The organism is Paraburkholderia sp. SECH4, assembly GCF_030511745.1.
GTDB classification, from domain to species: Bacteria; Pseudomonadota; Gammaproteobacteria; order Burkholderiales; family Burkholderiaceae; genus Paraburkholderia; species Paraburkholderia madseniana.
Genome location: NZ_JALOCP010000031.1, coordinates 52,313 through 67,299, shown reverse-complemented (window position 1 = coordinate 67,299; position 14,987 = coordinate 52,313). Strand labels below are relative to the sequence as shown.

Below are 14,987 nucleotides of genomic sequence, written 5' to 3'. Positions count from 1 at the left end.
ACTCAACTTTTCCACAGTCAAAAAACTCAAAACAATTCAATTCATTTGGTCCATCCGGGAATCCAGGAAGTACCCGCGAGCGGAATGCGCGCCATTGCCGCGGCCTCGACCGTCAGCGCAACCAGATCCTCCGGTTCGAGGTGATGGACGTTCTGCTTGCCGCACGCTCGCGCGATCGTCGTCAGTTCCATGTTTAGCGTCTTGAGGTAGTTGCGCACGCGGCGTGAGCCTTCATCGGGCTGCACACGCTGTTCGAGCACCGCGTCCTGGGTGGTCACGCCGACCGGGCACTTGCCCGTGTGACAGTGATGGCAGAAACCCGGCGACGTGTTCAGCGCCGCATAGTCCGCCGCCGCCGAATGCAGCGCGCCGTTCTGAAAGTACGTGTCGCTGTTGCAACCGAGCGCCATCAGCATGCCCTGCCCGATCGCCACCGCGTCCGCGCCGAGCGCCAATGCCTTCGCCACGTCAGCACCGGTGCGGATGCCGCCCGAGACGATCAGTTGCACCTGGCCTTTCATATTCAGGTCTTCGAGCGCGTCCACAGCCTGGCGAACCGCGGCCAGCGTCGGAATGCCGACGTTCTCGATGAAGCAGGTCTGCGTCGCCGCCGTGCCGCCCTGCATCCCGTCGATCACCACCACGTCCGCGCCCGCATGCACCGCGAGCTTGACGTCGTTGAACGTGCGGGTTGCGCCGACCTTCACGTAGATCGGTTTTTCCCAATCGGTGATTTCGCGCAGTTCCTGAATCTTGATCGCCAGATCGTCCGGGCCGGTCCAGTCAGGGTGACGGCTCGCCGAACGCTGATCGACGCCGGCCGGCAACGTGCGCATCGAGGCGACGCGCGGATTGACCTTCTGCCCGAGCAGCATGCCGCCGCCGCCCGGCTTCGCGCCCTGGCCGATCACGATTTCGATCGCATCGGCGCGGCGCACGTCGTCCGGATTGAAGCCGTAGCGCGACGGCAGGCACTGATAGACCAGCGTCTTCGACGAGCGGCGCTCTTCCTGCGTCATGCCGCCGTCGCCGGTGGTGGTCGAGGTGCCCATCGCGGTCGCGGCCTGGCCGAGCGCTTCTTTCACGTTCGCGGACAGCGCACCGAAGCTCATGCCGGCGATCGTGATCGGAATATCCAGCACCACCGGCTTTTTAGCGAAGCGCGTGCCGAGCACGGTCTGCGTCGCGCATTTCTCGCGATACCCTTCGAGCGGATAGCGCGACAGCGAGGCGCCGAGAAACAGCAGATCGTCGAAATGCGGCACACGGCGTTTCGCGCCCAGACCGCGAATTTCGTAGAGGCCGCGCTGCGCGGCGGCGTGGATATAGTCGATCGTCTTGCGGTCGTAGCCTTGCGACTCTTCCTGCTGCAAGCGGACGAATTGAACGGATTTGGCTTCCATGGGGGCCTTCTTAGAGAGCGTGTGTTCAATATTCCTGGTTCGCGTCGGCGTTCCAGTGATAGAGCGTGCGAGCGGAGGCGATGCGTTTGAACGACGCCGGGTCGTGGTCCATGCCAGCGGCGGTCAGCAGCGCGCGCACCGCGTCGATATCCGCCTGCGTCATCGGCTCGTACTGCGCGTCCGCGCCGAGCGATTTCACGTCGCCGCGCACGTACAGCACCGCTTCGTAAAGCGAGTCGCCGAGTGCATCACCCGCATTGCCACAGATCACCATGCGGCCCGCCTGCGCCATGAACGCCGAGAAGCTGCCCACCGAGCCGCCCACCACGATGTCGCCACCCTTGAGCGAAATACCGCAGCGCAGGCCCGCATCGCCGTCGATCACCAGCAGGCCGCCGTGCGCCGAAGCGCCCGCGCCGTTGGACGCGAAACCCTTCACATGCACCTTGCCGCTCATCATGTTTTCCGCGACGCCGGTTCCCGCGCTGCCGTCGATCTCGATCGTCGCGTGTTTGTTCATGCCGCCCGCGTAATAGCCGGCGTGACCGGCGATCGTCACTTGCACCGGCGCATCCACACCGACTGCGAGGTTATGCGCACCATTCGGCGCGACGACCGTCACCGCCTGGCCCTCCAGTTCGCTCGCCGGTTTGTGCAGGAACTGGTTCAGCTCACGGACCGTTGTGCGCGCCAGATCGAAAGTCAGGCTTTCCATACATACATCTCCTCAGGTGCGGGTTCGAAGACCCTGGCGTTCTTGATATCGGGCAGATGCGCGAGCGAACGGAACTCGGAAGCGATCGCGACGTAGTCGTCGTTTTCCGCGACCACCGCCGGCTTGCACGCGAACGGATCGCGAATCAGCGCGAGTTCGGTCGAAGTGCCCATCAGGAACGTGTAGAAGCCGTCGAGTTCTTCGAAACCCTTCTGCAAGGCGACCGGCAACGTGTCGCCTTCGCGCAGCCGCCATTCGAGAAAGCGGCAGGCGGCTTCGGTATCGTTGTCGGTATCGAAGTGAATGCCTTGCGGTTCGAGCTTGCGGCGCACACCATGCGCGTTCGAGAGCGAGCCGTTGTGAACGAGGCAGAAGTCGTCGCCGGCCGTGAACGGATGCGCGCGGTCGGGCGTCACCGCCGATTCGGTCGCCATGCGTGTGTGGCCGACCAGGTGCGAGCCTGTCAGGTTCGCAAAGTCATAGCGCTCGGCGACTTGCGACGGCGAGCCAATATCCTTGTACAGATCGATCGAGCGGCCGCTCGACAGCAGATACAGCTTCGGATAGCGCTCGCGCAACCACGTCTTCACGCGCTCGACATTACCTTGCACCGTCAGTACCGCATGATTGCCCTTCGCATCGGCACGGGCGGTCACGTCCATCGCCGCGTTCAATGCGTCCAGCAGCGGTTGCCATGCGAAGTCCGCGCCTTCGTCGGTGAAGCCCGCGTAGATGCTCAGCTTGCGCTGGCTCGCATCGACCTGTTTGCCGAACACCGCGAGGCCCGCCGAATCCGGTCCGCGCTCGGTCATGCCGATCAGCATCGGCACCATCAGTTCGCCGAGCCGTTCGCGCAATGCCGGCGTCTTGACCAGCAAGCCCACAATTCCGCACATGGTGCTTCTCCTTAGAAAAATTCGAGGTAGGTCTTCAGTTCCCAGTCCGAAACGTGGCGCATGTATTCGAGCCACTCCATCCGTTTGAGCTTGAGGAATTCATCGGCAACCGGGCCGAGCGCGTCGCAGATCACGCGGTCGCTTTCCAGCGCATCGAGCGCCTGCTCGAGGTTTTGCGGCAGCACGCCGATACCGTGTTCGGCTAGTTTCGCGGGCGACCACTCGTAGAGATTCTCGTTAGCCGGGTCGCCCGGTGACAGACCACGGTCGACGCCGTCCAGCCCCGCGGCAATCACGGCCGCCGTCGCGAGATACGGATTGCATGCGCCATCCGGCAAGCGCAGTTCGATGCGCTCGCCCGGCATGCGCACCATCGTCGAACGGTTGTTGTCGCCGTAGCTGATGTAGGCCGGCGCCCACGTTGCGCCTGTCAGCGAACGGCCAACAACGAGGCGCTTGTACGAGTTCACCGTCGGATTGCACAGCGCGGCCAGCGCCGGCGCGTGCGCGAGCAGGCCCGCCGTGAACTGGTAGCCCAGCTTGGAGAGGCCCATGCCGAGCCTGTCCGACGGGTCCGCGAACAGATTGCGTTCGCCGTCGCCGATCGACATATGCATGTGCATGCCATTGCCGGGACGGTTCGCGAACGGCTTCGGCATGAACGAGCAGATCATGCCGAGTTCATTGGCGATCTCGGAGGCTGCCATCTTGAAGAACACGTAGTGATCGCACGAGGTCAGGCAATCGGTGTACGTGTAGTTGATTTCGAACTGCCCGTTGGCGTCTTCGTGATCGATCTGATAGACGTCGATGCCGACCGCGCGCATCGATTCGGTGAGCTTTTCCAGGAAGACGCGCGTACGCGAGAGTCCCTTGTAGTCGTAGCACGGCTTGGCGAGCGTATCGCTCGGATCGCATGGCTCCAGCGTGCCGGACGCCGAACGGCGCAGCAGCGAGAATTCCGGCTCCAGACCTGTGAAGAGCGTCCAGTTGCGCTCGGTCATCCGTGCGACCTGCTTCTTCAAGGTCACGCGCGAATCGTATTGCCACGCTTCGCCATCCACATGACCGTCGCAGACGATCCGTGCGAGACCCGGCTGCCACGGCACCGGCGTGAGCGTCGCCAGATCGCCGACGGCCATATAGTCGGGGCCGTTCGGCTCGATACCGACTCCCCAGATCGCAAACCCCGCGAAACCGGCACCCGCTTTCAACACGCTCTTCAGATGACTGACCGGCACCGATTTCGCCTTGGCCACGCCGTGAATATCGACAAACTGCGCCAGCACGTACTTCACGCCCTGCTGCGTCAGATACGCTTGCGCCTCTTCCGCCGAGCCGAAACGGGGCACGCATCCGAGCTCGTTGACCGGCAGCTTGCTCGCATCGTTCAGGTTCATCGCCACTCCTTGCAACTGCATCTTTCGTGGTTTGGAAAAGCCACACACAACGCGTGTGACCGGGTTACGCAACACGCTCCCGAACGCCGGTTTTGGCGCGCTTCGAGCTTGTTTTCAATCGGCCGGATACTTTATTGGTGAGAAACAAAGATTCTTTTTGTGAAACTCTTTGCGCGTGACTTGGCGCGGCAATCTGCTACGCTTTCCTTTTACGTGAGGCTTACATGCAAATCGGTGAAGACAATAAAACGCCGCTTGAACGCTACCTCGGCAACACCATTCGCGAATTACGCCAACGCCACGGCCTGACCATTGCTCAGGTTTCCGCTCAGGCCGGCATCAGCCGCGGCATGCTCTCGAAGATCGAAAACGCGCAGACTTCCGCAGGTCTCGAGGTCCTCAACCGCATCGCCCAGGCACTCGGCGTTTCGCTCTCCATGCTGTTCCGCAATTTCGACGTGCCGCAAGGCGGTGCACAACTCGTCAAAAAAGGCAGCGGCATGGAAGTGGTGCGCAAGGGCACCAAAAGCGGCCACACCTATCACCTGCTTGCCTATGACCAAGGTCCGCATAAGCTTTTCGAACCCTTCCTGATCACGATGGAGGACGAAGCCGAACGCTTTCCCGTGTTTCAGCATCCGGGCACCGAATTCATTCACATGCTCAAGGGCGTGATCGAATACCGCCACGGTCAGCAAACCTACATTCTTCATCCTGGCGACACCCTCACCTTCCAGGGCGAGATACCGCACGGTCCGGAACGCCTGATCAAGACGCCCATTCAATTCCTGTCGATCTTCGTGTATCCGCAATCGAGTGCAACTGACTGATCGCTCGCTGCGGCCGTCTCAGTCGATGCCTCTATCAATGCAACGTTTGTGCCATGTTTATCTGAGTGAATCAAAGATTCCCACCAATAAACGCTTTGGGCGCCATGCGTCGTTCCTGATTTCGACGCTGAAAGGTTCATCAGCCTGACTGCGGTGCACATCGTCGCTGTGACTGGTGCGACTTTGCACAAAAACGAGGTGTGCGGTTAAGCAGCGTTAAAAGCAACACTTATACAAACGCGCGCTATCGCGCCTGAATCAGCGCAATGCATCGTCCGGCAGATCGGGCAGCGCCCGCGCGAGCGACGGTTGAATCGCGTTATCCAGCACGCCGCGCGTCAGCATGACGATGTCGCCGGCGAACTGTTCCCACTCGCCCTGGCGATGCAGCAGGAAAAAATCGCGCCGCCCGAGGCGGCTCGGCGGCAACGGCATCACCGCGATATCGTCCAGATAGTGCCGCGCCTGCCACAGACACAAAGGGGTCGAAATCGCGAATCCCACCCGCGCGGCCACCAGACTCAGCAGCGGATCGGTCGCGTCGAACTCGTAACGCCGCGGACTGTTGATACCCAGATGCCGCGCGAAACGCTCGATCTGCTGGCCGATGACCGAGCGCGCCGTGTAGCGGATCAGCGGCAGTTCGAGCGCGAGCGTGCGCCAGTCGATATTGCGGCGTCCGCTCAAGTGGCTGCGTGCAACCACCACCACGAATGCCTCGGAAAACAGCGGCACTTCGACGATCCGTGCGTCGCTCAGCGTGGTCTGCGTGCAGATCGCGATATCCAGTTCGCGGTCGTGCAACTGTTTGCTAAGCCCCGGCGTGAGACCGGACCACATCGAAATCTGCCGCTCTGAATTCGACACCGCACGAATCAATTCAGGCCCGACAGTGGCCGCGAACGAATCGACGCACCCCAGGCGTACCGGCATCTTGCCGGCCTGCGAGGCATCGCCGATGCGGGTGCTCACCATCTGCGCGTGTTCGATCAACGGCCCCGCCAACTCCAGCAACGCGCGCCCCGCTACGTTCGGGCGCGGCGGACGGCTCTCGCGATCGAACAGCGTCAGGCCCTGATCTCGCTCCAGCGCGGCAATCGACTGGCTGATGGCGCTCTGGCTCACGCCGAGCTGCTTCGCCGCGCCCGTCATCGAGCCGCTGTCGCAGACAGCCACAAAAGCCTGCAACGCGCGCAGATCGATCGGGGTCGGGGTTCGTCTCATGAAATGCTCCGCTCGCGTGGGTGACATGCCGGTCATCCTGTGCGACACGACAGCATGGTGCCGAGGTTCGCAGGATTGGTGCACAGGATGAGAAATTGCACTGGCTCGCCATAAGTTTGCCTAATACAAAATTGGCGCGGCCAACGTTTTCCTAGAATTCGCCTCATTGCCTACACAGAGGTCCACATGAGCCACTACGATTTCATCGTGATTGGCGCTGGCGTCATCGGCGCGTCGGTCGCCCATCATCTCGCCGTCCTGGGCGCGCAAAGCGTGCTGGTTATCGAACAGGGCACGATCGGCGCGGGCACCACGTCACAGTCGTCCGGCCTGTTGCGCACGCACTATTCGGTGCGCCAGAACGTCGAACTCGCGCGCTCTTCGTGGTGGGCATTCAATAATTTCGCTGACTATCTCGGCGACGACGAAGCGTCCTGTGGTCTCGTCAAATGCGGCTATCTGATCTGCGCGCCCGACGGCGACAAGCTGGAGCCGCTGCGCGCCTCGCTCGCCACGCAGCAGGAGATGGGCATCGAAGTGCAACTACTCGACAGGGCGCAAGCGCACGAGCGCCTGCCGATCGCGAACTTCGACGACGCCGCGCTGATCGGCTATGAACCGGAGGCGGGTTTTGCGGATGCCTATCTGGTGGCGACCGGCTTCGCCCGTTCGGCGCGCCGGCGCGGTGTCAAGATCATGGAAGGCGTGACGGTCACGGGCCTCGTCCGCGAAGGACGCCGGATCACCGGCGTCGCAACCAGCGCGGGCAACTTCAGTTGCGGCACTCTCATCAGCACGCAGAACATCTGGACGCCTGAACTCGCCGGCTGGATCGGTGTGCCGCTGCCGGTCAAGCCGGAGCGTCACACGGTGCTTGCGCTCGAATGCGACGGTGCCGCGTATTCGTTCAAGATGCCGGCGTTCAAGGACCTCGGCTCGGCCGGCATGCTCTATTACCGCAGCTATGGCGGCAGCCAGATGCTCGTGTCCGAAGGCGTGGTGGGCGAAACGCTGAACTCGCCGGAAACCGAACAGGGCGATATCTCGCTCGACTATGTCGCCGAAGTCGGCGCGCAGGTCGCCGAACGCTTCCCGGCTTATGAGGCCGCGGGTCTCGCTTCGTCATGGACCGGTGTGTACGACGTGACGCCCGACTGGAATCCGGTGTTGGGCAAGGTCGCCGATATCGAGGGTCTCGTTGTCGGCTTTGGCTTCTCCGGGCACGGCTTCAAGCTGTCGCCGGGCATCGGCAAGATCCTCGCGCAGCATGCGCTCGGCCAGCCCACGGATGTTTCTCTCGCACCCTATGCGCTCGACCGGTTCGCCAGTGGCGCGCTACTGGTGGGCAAGTATGGCTCGGGCGCGGTCTCCTGACTACTGGACGTAAATACAGGACGTAAAGGGTGCTCAAGTCATGACAATCAACATTCTGGTTCCAGTCAAGCGCGTGGTGGACGCCAACGTCCGCGTGAGGGTCTCGTCGAACGGTTCGATCGACACCACCGGCCTTAAGATGTCGCTCAACCCGTTCGACGAATGCGCGGTCGAAAAGGCATTGCAACTCAGGGAAGCCGGCGTTGCATCGAAGGTGACGGTGATCACGTGCGGCACGCAAGCCAGCCAGGACGTGTTGCGCACGGCGCTCGCGATGGGTGCCGACGATGCCGTGCTGATCGACACATCGGCGGCAACCGCCACGCTCGATTCGCTCGCGGTGGCGCGTCTGCTGAACGCTCATATGGCGAGTCGCGAGTACGGCCTCGTGCTATGCGGCAAGCAGGCGATCGACGGCGACATCGGTGGTGTCGCCGCCATGCTCGCCGCCCTGCTCGACTGGCCGCAGGCGTTGAACGCAGGCGCACTCTCGGCCGATGGCACAGGCTGGTCCATCATGTGCGACGACGACACCGGCACGGCGACGTGGCGGCTCGAAGGCGCGGCTGTCGTCAGTGCCGACCTTCGCCTCGCCGAGCCGCGCCGCGTGACCTTGCCGAGTATCGTCAAGGCGAAGCAGAAGCCGCTCGTGATCGTGGACGCCGCCACGCTGGCCGTCGAACTCGCGCCGCAGGCCCACATCGTCAAACTCAGCGATCCGCCGGTTCGCCAGCCGGGAATCAAGGTCGCCGATACCTCCGCGCTTATCGCAGCACTGGCCGAGCGGCACGTGTTCGATCAAACAGGAGTGTCGGCATGAGAAGCCTTGTCGTTGTGGAAACGGAAGGTGGACGGCTTGCCGATGCGACGCTTCGGGTCATCAGCGCTGCCATGCAGTACGGTCGGCCGGTTGACGTGTTATTGCCTGATGCCGCGCTTGCAGCCTCTGTCGAAAAGATCGCCGGCATTGAACGTGTGCTCGTGATGACCGACGAAGCGAATGAGCACGTCGTGCCTGAAACGCTCGCCGCGCAATTGCACGCAATCCACGAGGCGTATTCGCTGATCGCGGCGAGTCATCGCACTCTCGGTCGCAGTGCATTGCCGCGCGCCGCCGCGCTAGCCGGCGGCGCATTCATTCCGGACGTGGTCGCGGTTGATGGCGATAGCGGCTTCGTGCGCGGCCTTTATGCGGGAAGCGTCATCGCCAATGTGAACACGGCCAGCGCCGTGACGTTCGCGACATTTCGGGCGTCGTCGTTCGCGCCGGCGACCGACAGCGGCGGCAACGCGCAACGCGTGACGCTCGAACCGGCTGCGGGCTTTAGCCGGACGAAGCTCGTCGAGCGCCAGGCATCGGCACGGACTGGCCGCGAATTACCCGACGCGCGGATCGTCGTCGCGGGCGGGCGCGGTCTGGCATCGAAGGACAACATGGATCGTCTCGGCGAACTGGCGGAAAAGATGGGCGCGGCGCTCGGCGCATCGCGGGCCGCGGTGGATGCCGGCTACGCGCCGAATACCGCGCAGGTCGGGCAAACCGGCAAGATGGTCGCACCCGACGTCTACCTTGCATTCGGCATCTCCGGCGCGATTCAGCATCTGGCCGGGATGAAGGACTCGAAGACCATCGTCGCAATTAATAAAGATCCGGACGCGCCGATCTTTTCGGTCGCGGACATCGGGCTCGTCGGCGATCTGTTCGAGGTGGTGGGCGAGATCGAAGCGCATGTCGGTGCAGCAGGCACGAGCCGATGACGCTTCATCTGGCGGGCGCGATTGAACCGCTGGCGGACCGCTAAGAGAACCCTATGGCAAGCAACGCACTGATCGTCAAGGACCCGACCCAGAACATCGTCTGGGTCACGCCGGAAGGTGGTGATAGACCGAACTACGCGAACATGTGAGCGCCGTAAAAAAGGCGGCTTCGGAGTCGAAGCCGCCTTTCTTATGCATTCACGCATTTGCCATCAGCGATTGCACGGTGCCTTTTTCGACATCGCCGACATAGATGCCAAAGGCATCTTCGGTCCGCTCCTTCACGTAGCGGCGCAGCATCGACTGCACGGCCGGGTCGCGAATCTCGTTCCATGGTATCGCGTCGAGCGGCACATAGCGGACGTCCGCGACTGCCGGCGCGTCGTCGACCACGCGCCCGCGATAGTAGATGTGCGTGACGCCCTTCTCCTCGAACACCGCGAACAGAAAATCGAGGTTGACGTTCAGTTTCAGAGCGTCAAGCACGCCGCGCAAACTCGTAGCGTCCGCCGGCGGTTCGAGCCGCGTGCCGGTAGGCAACTGCAATCCGCTCGCGGTCCTGGTCAGCACGAGCCCTCTGGCATGTTCGAGAATCGCGCCGACTTGCGCACGTTGGCCAGTCGCCGCCAACGCTTCCTGCGACAAACTGAAATTCACATACGCGCCGCGGCAATACCCTAATGGCGTCGCGCTGGAATGCGTGAAGTCCACCACGCGCCCGATCAGGATGATGTGATCGCCGGCGTCCACCACCTGATGCGTCTCGCAGTCGAAGCTCGCCGCCGCGCCGTCCATCACCGGGCTGCCGGTGCGCCGTGCGTGCCAGGCGACCTGTGCGAACTTGTCCGCGCTCTTCGACGCGAACACGCCCGACACCGGCCGCTGGTCTTCCGCAAGCACACTGACCGCAAAACGCTGCGTCTGCGAAAACACCGGATGGCTCGACGCGGTCCTGGCGATGCACACGAGGATCAAGGCAGGATCGAGCGACACCGACGTGAACGAATTCGCTGTAAAACCGCGCGGCGTGCCGTCCGGCTGGATCGTCGTCACCACCGTCACGCCGGTGACGAACGCGCCCAACGCGCGGCGAAACTGGATGATGTCAAAAGAAGAATCGGTCATGGCGCTGCTCCTCAGGACTGACGGCTCACATCGCGAATAAAGTGCAGAAGCCGCTGATTCACAATCGACGGCGCCGTGACGTTCATCATGTGCCGTTCGTTGGCAATAATCTCGGCGCGGCCGAGCGGCGCTGCGGCCGCCATTGACTCCGACATCGCCGGACTCGAATTCGGATCGCATTCGCCGGTCATGAACAGCGCCGGCATCGCGAGTTGCGGCAAGCGGCCCAGATGCGCCTGGTCCGAACTCGCAAAAAGCCGGTACGCGCGCGCATAGCCTTCGAGATCGACGCTCTCCAGCAACGAGCGCACGAGCTCCGCGACGTTCGCCAGATGACCCGGCACCGGGTCGTCGAACCAGCGTGCGATCGTGGCATTGATGCTCGGCTGGTCGAGCCCGCCGTTCAGCGACGCCGCGCGCTGCATGACGGCGGCCCGTTGCGACGGCGTGCGGTCGTACACCGCATTGAGCGCGGTGACGCTCGTCACCCTCGGCGGGTAGCGCAATGCGAATTCGAGCGCGATCAGCGAACCCATTGAATGACCGACGACATGCGCCGTCCGAATGCCGAGGTGATCCAGCAGCGCCAGCAACTGCGCCGCGTATTCGTCCAGTTGCGGCGACGCGGCCGGCAGCCGGCTCGCGCCGTGTCCTAGCATGTCGTAGCTAACGACACGAAAGTGCGCTCTCAACGCTGCGACCTGCGGCTCCCACACGCAGCGATTCATCCCCACGCCATGGATCAGCACGAGGACATCACCCTCGCCGGCCACGCTGTAGGCCGTGCCGTCAAACACGCCTTTCATCGACGCATTTGCGATGTCGGTTTCACGCTTCATTGGAGCCCAGCTCCTTCAGATCCTGATAGCGGTCGCCGATCCGGTGGTGCGGCCGCCCGCCAATCGACGCACCGAGCGCAATCACGAGTTCGTCCGGCGCAGGCGCGTCGATGATCGAAAACTGGATGGTCAGGTAGTGCGAGCGCATGCCTTCGTCGCCCTTGTGCATCAACGGGATCGTGACCGGGCAGTTCGGGCCGCCACGCAGGTTCGTAAAGCTCAGATAACTTTTAGCGCCGACCGCTTCGCGAAACTTGTTGCCAAAGCGCAGCGTATGAATCAGCGCCGACGCGTGTTCGACTTCACCTGACGTCCCAACGATCGCCGCCTTGCCGTAACCCTCCACCGCATCGCCGGAACCGGCGATGCGCAGAATCTCGGCCGTCAGCACTTCACCGAGTTGCGGCGCGAGCGAGTGAATCTCCGGCCTCAGGTCCTCGACGAAGCCGCGCCCGGCCCATGGATTGCGCAGCACCGCCGCAGCCGCGAACAGTTTCAACGGCCGGGCAGCAGCTTTGCCGCCTTCGATGAACGTGTCTTCCACATAGGTGATCAGTTTGCGAATCTCGAGCTTCATCAGACTTCCTCCGGAGACAGATGCGCCTTGGCTCAGTGCGCGGCGCGCTGTGAGTATTATGGTATTCCATATTAGCGTATGCAAGATTTTTCATCCCGACGACGGGTTTACGAGACTCCCTTCAGTGCACGGACGAAAAAAAACCGTCGCGCGCGACGGTTTTTCTGGCGAACGATACGAAGTGTTCAGGCGCTTTCGCTTTGATCCGCGACACGCTCGGCGAGCGTGGCCATGGCGATGGCTGCCGTGCGCCGCACATGCTCGAGCGACGCGGCAGCAGCCGCAGCGCCGTCCTTCTTTGCAATCGCGCTCAACAACTTGTTCATTTCGCGATTCGAATCCACGCCGCGCCCCGGCGACGAGATCGTCACCGAACGTAACTGGTTGATGCGGCCGTTCAGCGATTTGACCACCTGATGCATCATCAGCTTGTGGCCGCCCGCGAACATCGCTTCGTAAAAGCGTTCGGTGTAAGCCAACACCCGGCGAAAGTCGGACTTGTCGAAAGCGTCTTCGATTTCCTTGCGGATTTCGCGCAACTGCTTCACGAGCGCGGGCGTTGCAAGCTCGGCGCAAGCCCGGGCCGCCTCCGACTCGAGCAACGCCCGAATCTCGTAGATTTCCTGCACCTGTTCCGGATCGAGCCGCGCGACGATGGGGCCGGAATGCGCGACCGTCTCCACCAGCCCTTCCGTTTCCAGATGGCGCAGCACTTCGCGCACCACGGTGCGGCTCACGCCAAGCTGATCGCACAATGTTCGCTCTATCAACCGGTCGCCTGGACGATAGAAGCCCTGCGAAATGGCCTCGCGCAGCTTCTCGAGCGTGAGTTCGCGAAGGGTCGGCGCACTACGGTCAACGCGCATCTGTTCGATCATGGCGAGCTTCCCAAGCGAGATGCTGGGTCAGTTGGTTTTTGGAATACCATAGTATCGCACAGTCGTCGGCTACGGACCGCGATGCCGCGCGTCATGCGGGAAACACCTGCGCATGGGCGCGGTCCCAGTCGAGCCAGGCTTGCGCGCCCACCGCGAGCCCCGCCTCATGGGCGCCCACCGCTGTGCGCACCGCGATCTCCTGCTGCCAGGGCGTCGCCACCGAATAGTGCATGGTGTCGCCCAGATACGTGATGTCACGCACGACGACCGGCAAGCCATCGTTCGCCATGTGCGGCGCCTGCACGCGGATACGGATCTGTTCGGGCCGCAGCATCAGCGCGCCGCCGTCGCCCGCGTTAAGCGCATGGTCGCAGCCCGCGATCGGCACCGGCCTGCCGTTGGGAAACACCGCATGCGAGTCCGCATGGCCGCCGGCCAACGTGACCGGCAGGAAGTTGGAATTGCCGATGAAGCTTGCCACGAAGCGCGACGCCGGCTTTCGGTAAAGATCCTCACCCGTGCCGACCTGCTCGATGCGCCCTTTGTTGAACACCGCGATCCGGTCGGACAGGCGCAATGCCTCTTCCTGATCATGCGTCACGTACAGGATCGTGACACCGGTTTGCTGATGAATGCGCCGCAGTTCGGTCTGCAGTTCTTCACGCAGCTTCTTGTCGAGCGCGGACAGCGGCTCGTCCATCAGCAGCACTGGCGGATCGTAGGCCAGCGCACGCGCAATCGCGACACGCTGTTGCATGCCGCCCGACAACTGCCCGGGCATCCGGTCACGGCAATCGGCCAGATGCACGAGCTTGAGCATTTCATCGACTTTCGCGCGCACTTTCGCCTCCGCCCAGCGTCGCACGCGCAACGGAAACGCGACGTTCTCGCCGACCGTCAGATGCGGAAACAGCGTGTAGCGCTGAAACACCATGCCGATGTTACGGCGGTTCGGCGCGACCGACAGCAGCGGCTTGCCGTCGAGCAACACGCGGCCGTCGGTCGGCGACTGGAAGCCCGCAACGATGTACAGCGTGGTGCTCTTGCCCGAGCCAGACGGCCCGAGGAAAGTCATGAACTCGCCCTTCTCGATGTCGAGCGACACCTGATCGATGGCGACGACCTGATCGTAGGTCTTGCGAAGACGCTGAATCTGCAAAAACGGCGCGCTCACGATTTACCTCTCTTCAATACAAGGCTCAGCAACATCAGGACGACGGTCAGTCCGACGAGCAACGACGACGCGGCGGCGATCACCGGGGTCAGATCCTGCCGCAGCGTGCTCCAGATGCGCACCGGCAACGTCTGCAGCGTCGGGCTGGCCATAAAGATCGACACGACGACCTCGTCCCACGACGCAAGAAACGAGAAGATCGCCGCCGCAAACAGGCCGAGCCGGATACCCGGCAGCGTGACGCGCCATTTCACTTCAAGCGGCCCGGCGCCGCAGATCAGCGCGGCATCCTCGAGCGACGTGTCGAAACTTTCCAGCGAGTTGCTGATCGCGATGATCGAAAACGGCAACGCGATGATCAGATGGCCGATCACGAAACCGACCAGCGTGCCGGTCAAGCCGATACGCAGGAAGAAGCCATACAGCGCAACGGCGAGCACGACGACGGGCAGCACCATCGGCGTCAGAAAGAACGCCTTGAGCAAGGCACGTCCACGAAAATTGCCGCGTGTCAGCGCCAGCGACGCGAGCAGCCCCAGCACTACCGACAGCACCATCACGACGAGCCCCAGCTCGACGCTCGTCAGCAGCGAGTCGAGCCAGCCCGGATCGGCAAACAGCATGCCGTACCACTGCAGCGTCCAGCCGGGTGGAGGAAACATCAGCCATTGCGAATTACCGAACGAGAGCGCGACGATGAACAGCACCGGCAGCAGCAGGAACAGCGACACCGCTCCGCCGACGCTCAGCAGCAGCCAGCGCAACGGGCCAAGACGATCGAAATCGAGCAGCAT

Annotated in this window: 16 protein-coding genes; 5 read left to right on the top strand and 11 right to left on the bottom strand. The window is 62.7% G+C overall.

Annotated features, from left to right (window positions below; genetic code table 11):
* Positions 1-41: 41 nt before the first annotated feature.
* From M0D67_RS31510 to glnT, 4 genes are read right to left on the bottom strand one after another with little or no spacing between them, the layout of a single operon-like run.
* Complete coding sequence (locus M0D67_RS31510; RefSeq protein WP_154563659.1) at positions 42-1,403, bottom strand: FMN-binding glutamate synthase family protein; 1,362 nt, start codon at positions 1,401-1,403, stop codon at positions 42-44.
* A 25-nt stretch (positions 1,404-1,428) separates the two neighbouring features.
* Positions 1,429-2,118 carry a protein glxC gene (locus tag M0D67_RS31505; RefSeq protein WP_266240915.1) on the bottom strand — a complete coding sequence of 230 codons (690 nt, stop codon included), beginning with the start codon at positions 2,116-2,118 and terminating at the stop codon, positions 1,429-1,431.
* Positions 2,106-3,014: a glutamine amidotransferase family protein gene (locus tag M0D67_RS31500; RefSeq protein WP_266240914.1), complete on the bottom strand. Its 909-nt coding sequence runs from the start codon at positions 3,012-3,014 to the stop codon at positions 2,106-2,108. Before M0D67_RS31500 ends, M0D67_RS31505 begins: the two co-directional genes overlap by 13 nt.
* An 11-nt stretch (positions 3,015-3,025) precedes the next feature.
* Positions 3,026-4,414 (bottom strand): type III glutamate--ammonia ligase, encoded by a 1,389-nt coding sequence (gene glnT / locus M0D67_RS31495; RefSeq protein WP_266240913.1) that lies wholly within the window; start codon positions 4,412-4,414, stop codon positions 3,026-3,028.
* A gap of 224 nt (positions 4,415-4,638) precedes the next feature.
* Here glnT and M0D67_RS31490 point away from each other — a divergent pair, with 224 nt between their 5' ends.
* Entirely contained in the window at positions 4,639-5,244 is a 606-nt protein-coding gene (locus tag M0D67_RS31490) for a helix-turn-helix domain-containing protein (protein WP_154563653.1), read from the top strand.
* 258 nt (positions 5,245-5,502) lie between these two features.
* Here the strand turns inward: M0D67_RS31490 and M0D67_RS31485 are convergent, their stop codons facing one another.
* Positions 5,503-6,468, bottom strand: a complete 966-nt coding sequence (locus M0D67_RS31485; protein ID WP_266240912.1) for a LysR family transcriptional regulator — start codon at positions 6,466-6,468, stop codon at positions 5,503-5,505.
* A gap of 186 nt (positions 6,469-6,654) precedes the next feature.
* On the opposite strand from M0D67_RS31485, the gene M0D67_RS31480 reads away from it, so the two are divergent.
* The 4 genes from M0D67_RS31480 to M0D67_RS31465 are packed head-to-tail and all read left to right on the top strand — an operon-like array spanning position 6,655 to position 9,749.
* Complete coding sequence (locus M0D67_RS31480; protein ID WP_266240911.1) at positions 6,655-7,842, top strand: FAD-binding oxidoreductase; 1,188 nt, start codon at positions 6,655-6,657, stop codon at positions 7,840-7,842.
* Positions 7,843-7,888: 46 nt separating this feature from the next.
* On the top strand, positions 7,889-8,662 hold the full coding sequence (locus M0D67_RS31475; RefSeq protein WP_266240941.1) for an electron transfer flavoprotein subunit beta/FixA family protein: 774 nt from the start codon (positions 7,889-7,891) through the stop codon (positions 8,660-8,662).
* Positions 8,659-9,600, top strand: coding sequence for an electron transfer flavoprotein subunit alpha/FixB family protein (locus M0D67_RS31470; protein WP_301717697.1), 942 nt, complete (start codon positions 8,659-8,661; stop codon positions 9,598-9,600). The genes M0D67_RS31475 and M0D67_RS31470 overlap by 4 nt, the downstream gene beginning before the upstream one ends.
* A 53-nt stretch (positions 9,601-9,653) precedes the next feature.
* On the top strand, positions 9,654-9,749 hold the full coding sequence (locus M0D67_RS31465) for a 4Fe-4S dicluster domain-containing protein (protein WP_266240910.1): 96 nt from the start codon (positions 9,654-9,656) through the stop codon (positions 9,747-9,749).
* A 49-nt stretch (positions 9,750-9,798) separates the two neighbouring features.
* Here M0D67_RS31465 and M0D67_RS31460 read toward each other — a convergent pair whose 3' ends face one another.
* The 6 genes from M0D67_RS31460 to M0D67_RS31435 form a co-directional block, all read right to left on the bottom strand.
* Positions 9,799-10,725 carry a flavin reductase gene (locus tag M0D67_RS31460; protein WP_266240909.1) on the bottom strand — a complete coding sequence of 309 codons (927 nt, stop codon included), beginning with the start codon at positions 10,723-10,725 and terminating at the stop codon, positions 9,799-9,801.
* 11 nt (positions 10,726-10,736) lie between these two features.
* The gene (locus M0D67_RS31455) at positions 10,737-11,564 is read right to left on the bottom strand and encodes an alpha/beta fold hydrolase (RefSeq protein ID WP_154563639.1); all 828 of its coding nucleotides are present in this window, start codon (positions 11,562-11,564) and stop codon (positions 10,737-10,739) included.
* The gene (locus tag M0D67_RS31450; RefSeq protein ID WP_154563637.1) at positions 11,554-12,141 is read right to left on the bottom strand and encodes an amino acid synthesis family protein; all 588 of its coding nucleotides are present in this window, start codon (positions 12,139-12,141) and stop codon (positions 11,554-11,556) included. Before M0D67_RS31450 ends, M0D67_RS31455 begins: the two co-directional genes overlap by 11 nt.
* A gap of 185 nt (positions 12,142-12,326) precedes the next feature.
* Positions 12,327-13,019 (bottom strand): GntR family transcriptional regulator, encoded by a 693-nt coding sequence (locus M0D67_RS31445; RefSeq protein WP_154563635.1) that lies wholly within the window; start codon positions 13,017-13,019, stop codon positions 12,327-12,329.
* 91 nt (positions 13,020-13,110) lie between these two features.
* Positions 13,111-14,193, bottom strand: a complete 1,083-nt coding sequence (locus M0D67_RS31440; protein ID WP_168435831.1) for an ABC transporter ATP-binding protein — start codon at positions 14,191-14,193, stop codon at positions 13,111-13,113.
* Positions 14,190-14,987 carry an ABC transporter permease gene (locus tag M0D67_RS31435; protein WP_154563633.1) on the bottom strand — a complete coding sequence of 266 codons (798 nt, stop codon included), beginning with the start codon at positions 14,985-14,987 and terminating at the stop codon, positions 14,190-14,192. Before M0D67_RS31435 ends, M0D67_RS31440 begins: the two co-directional genes overlap by 4 nt.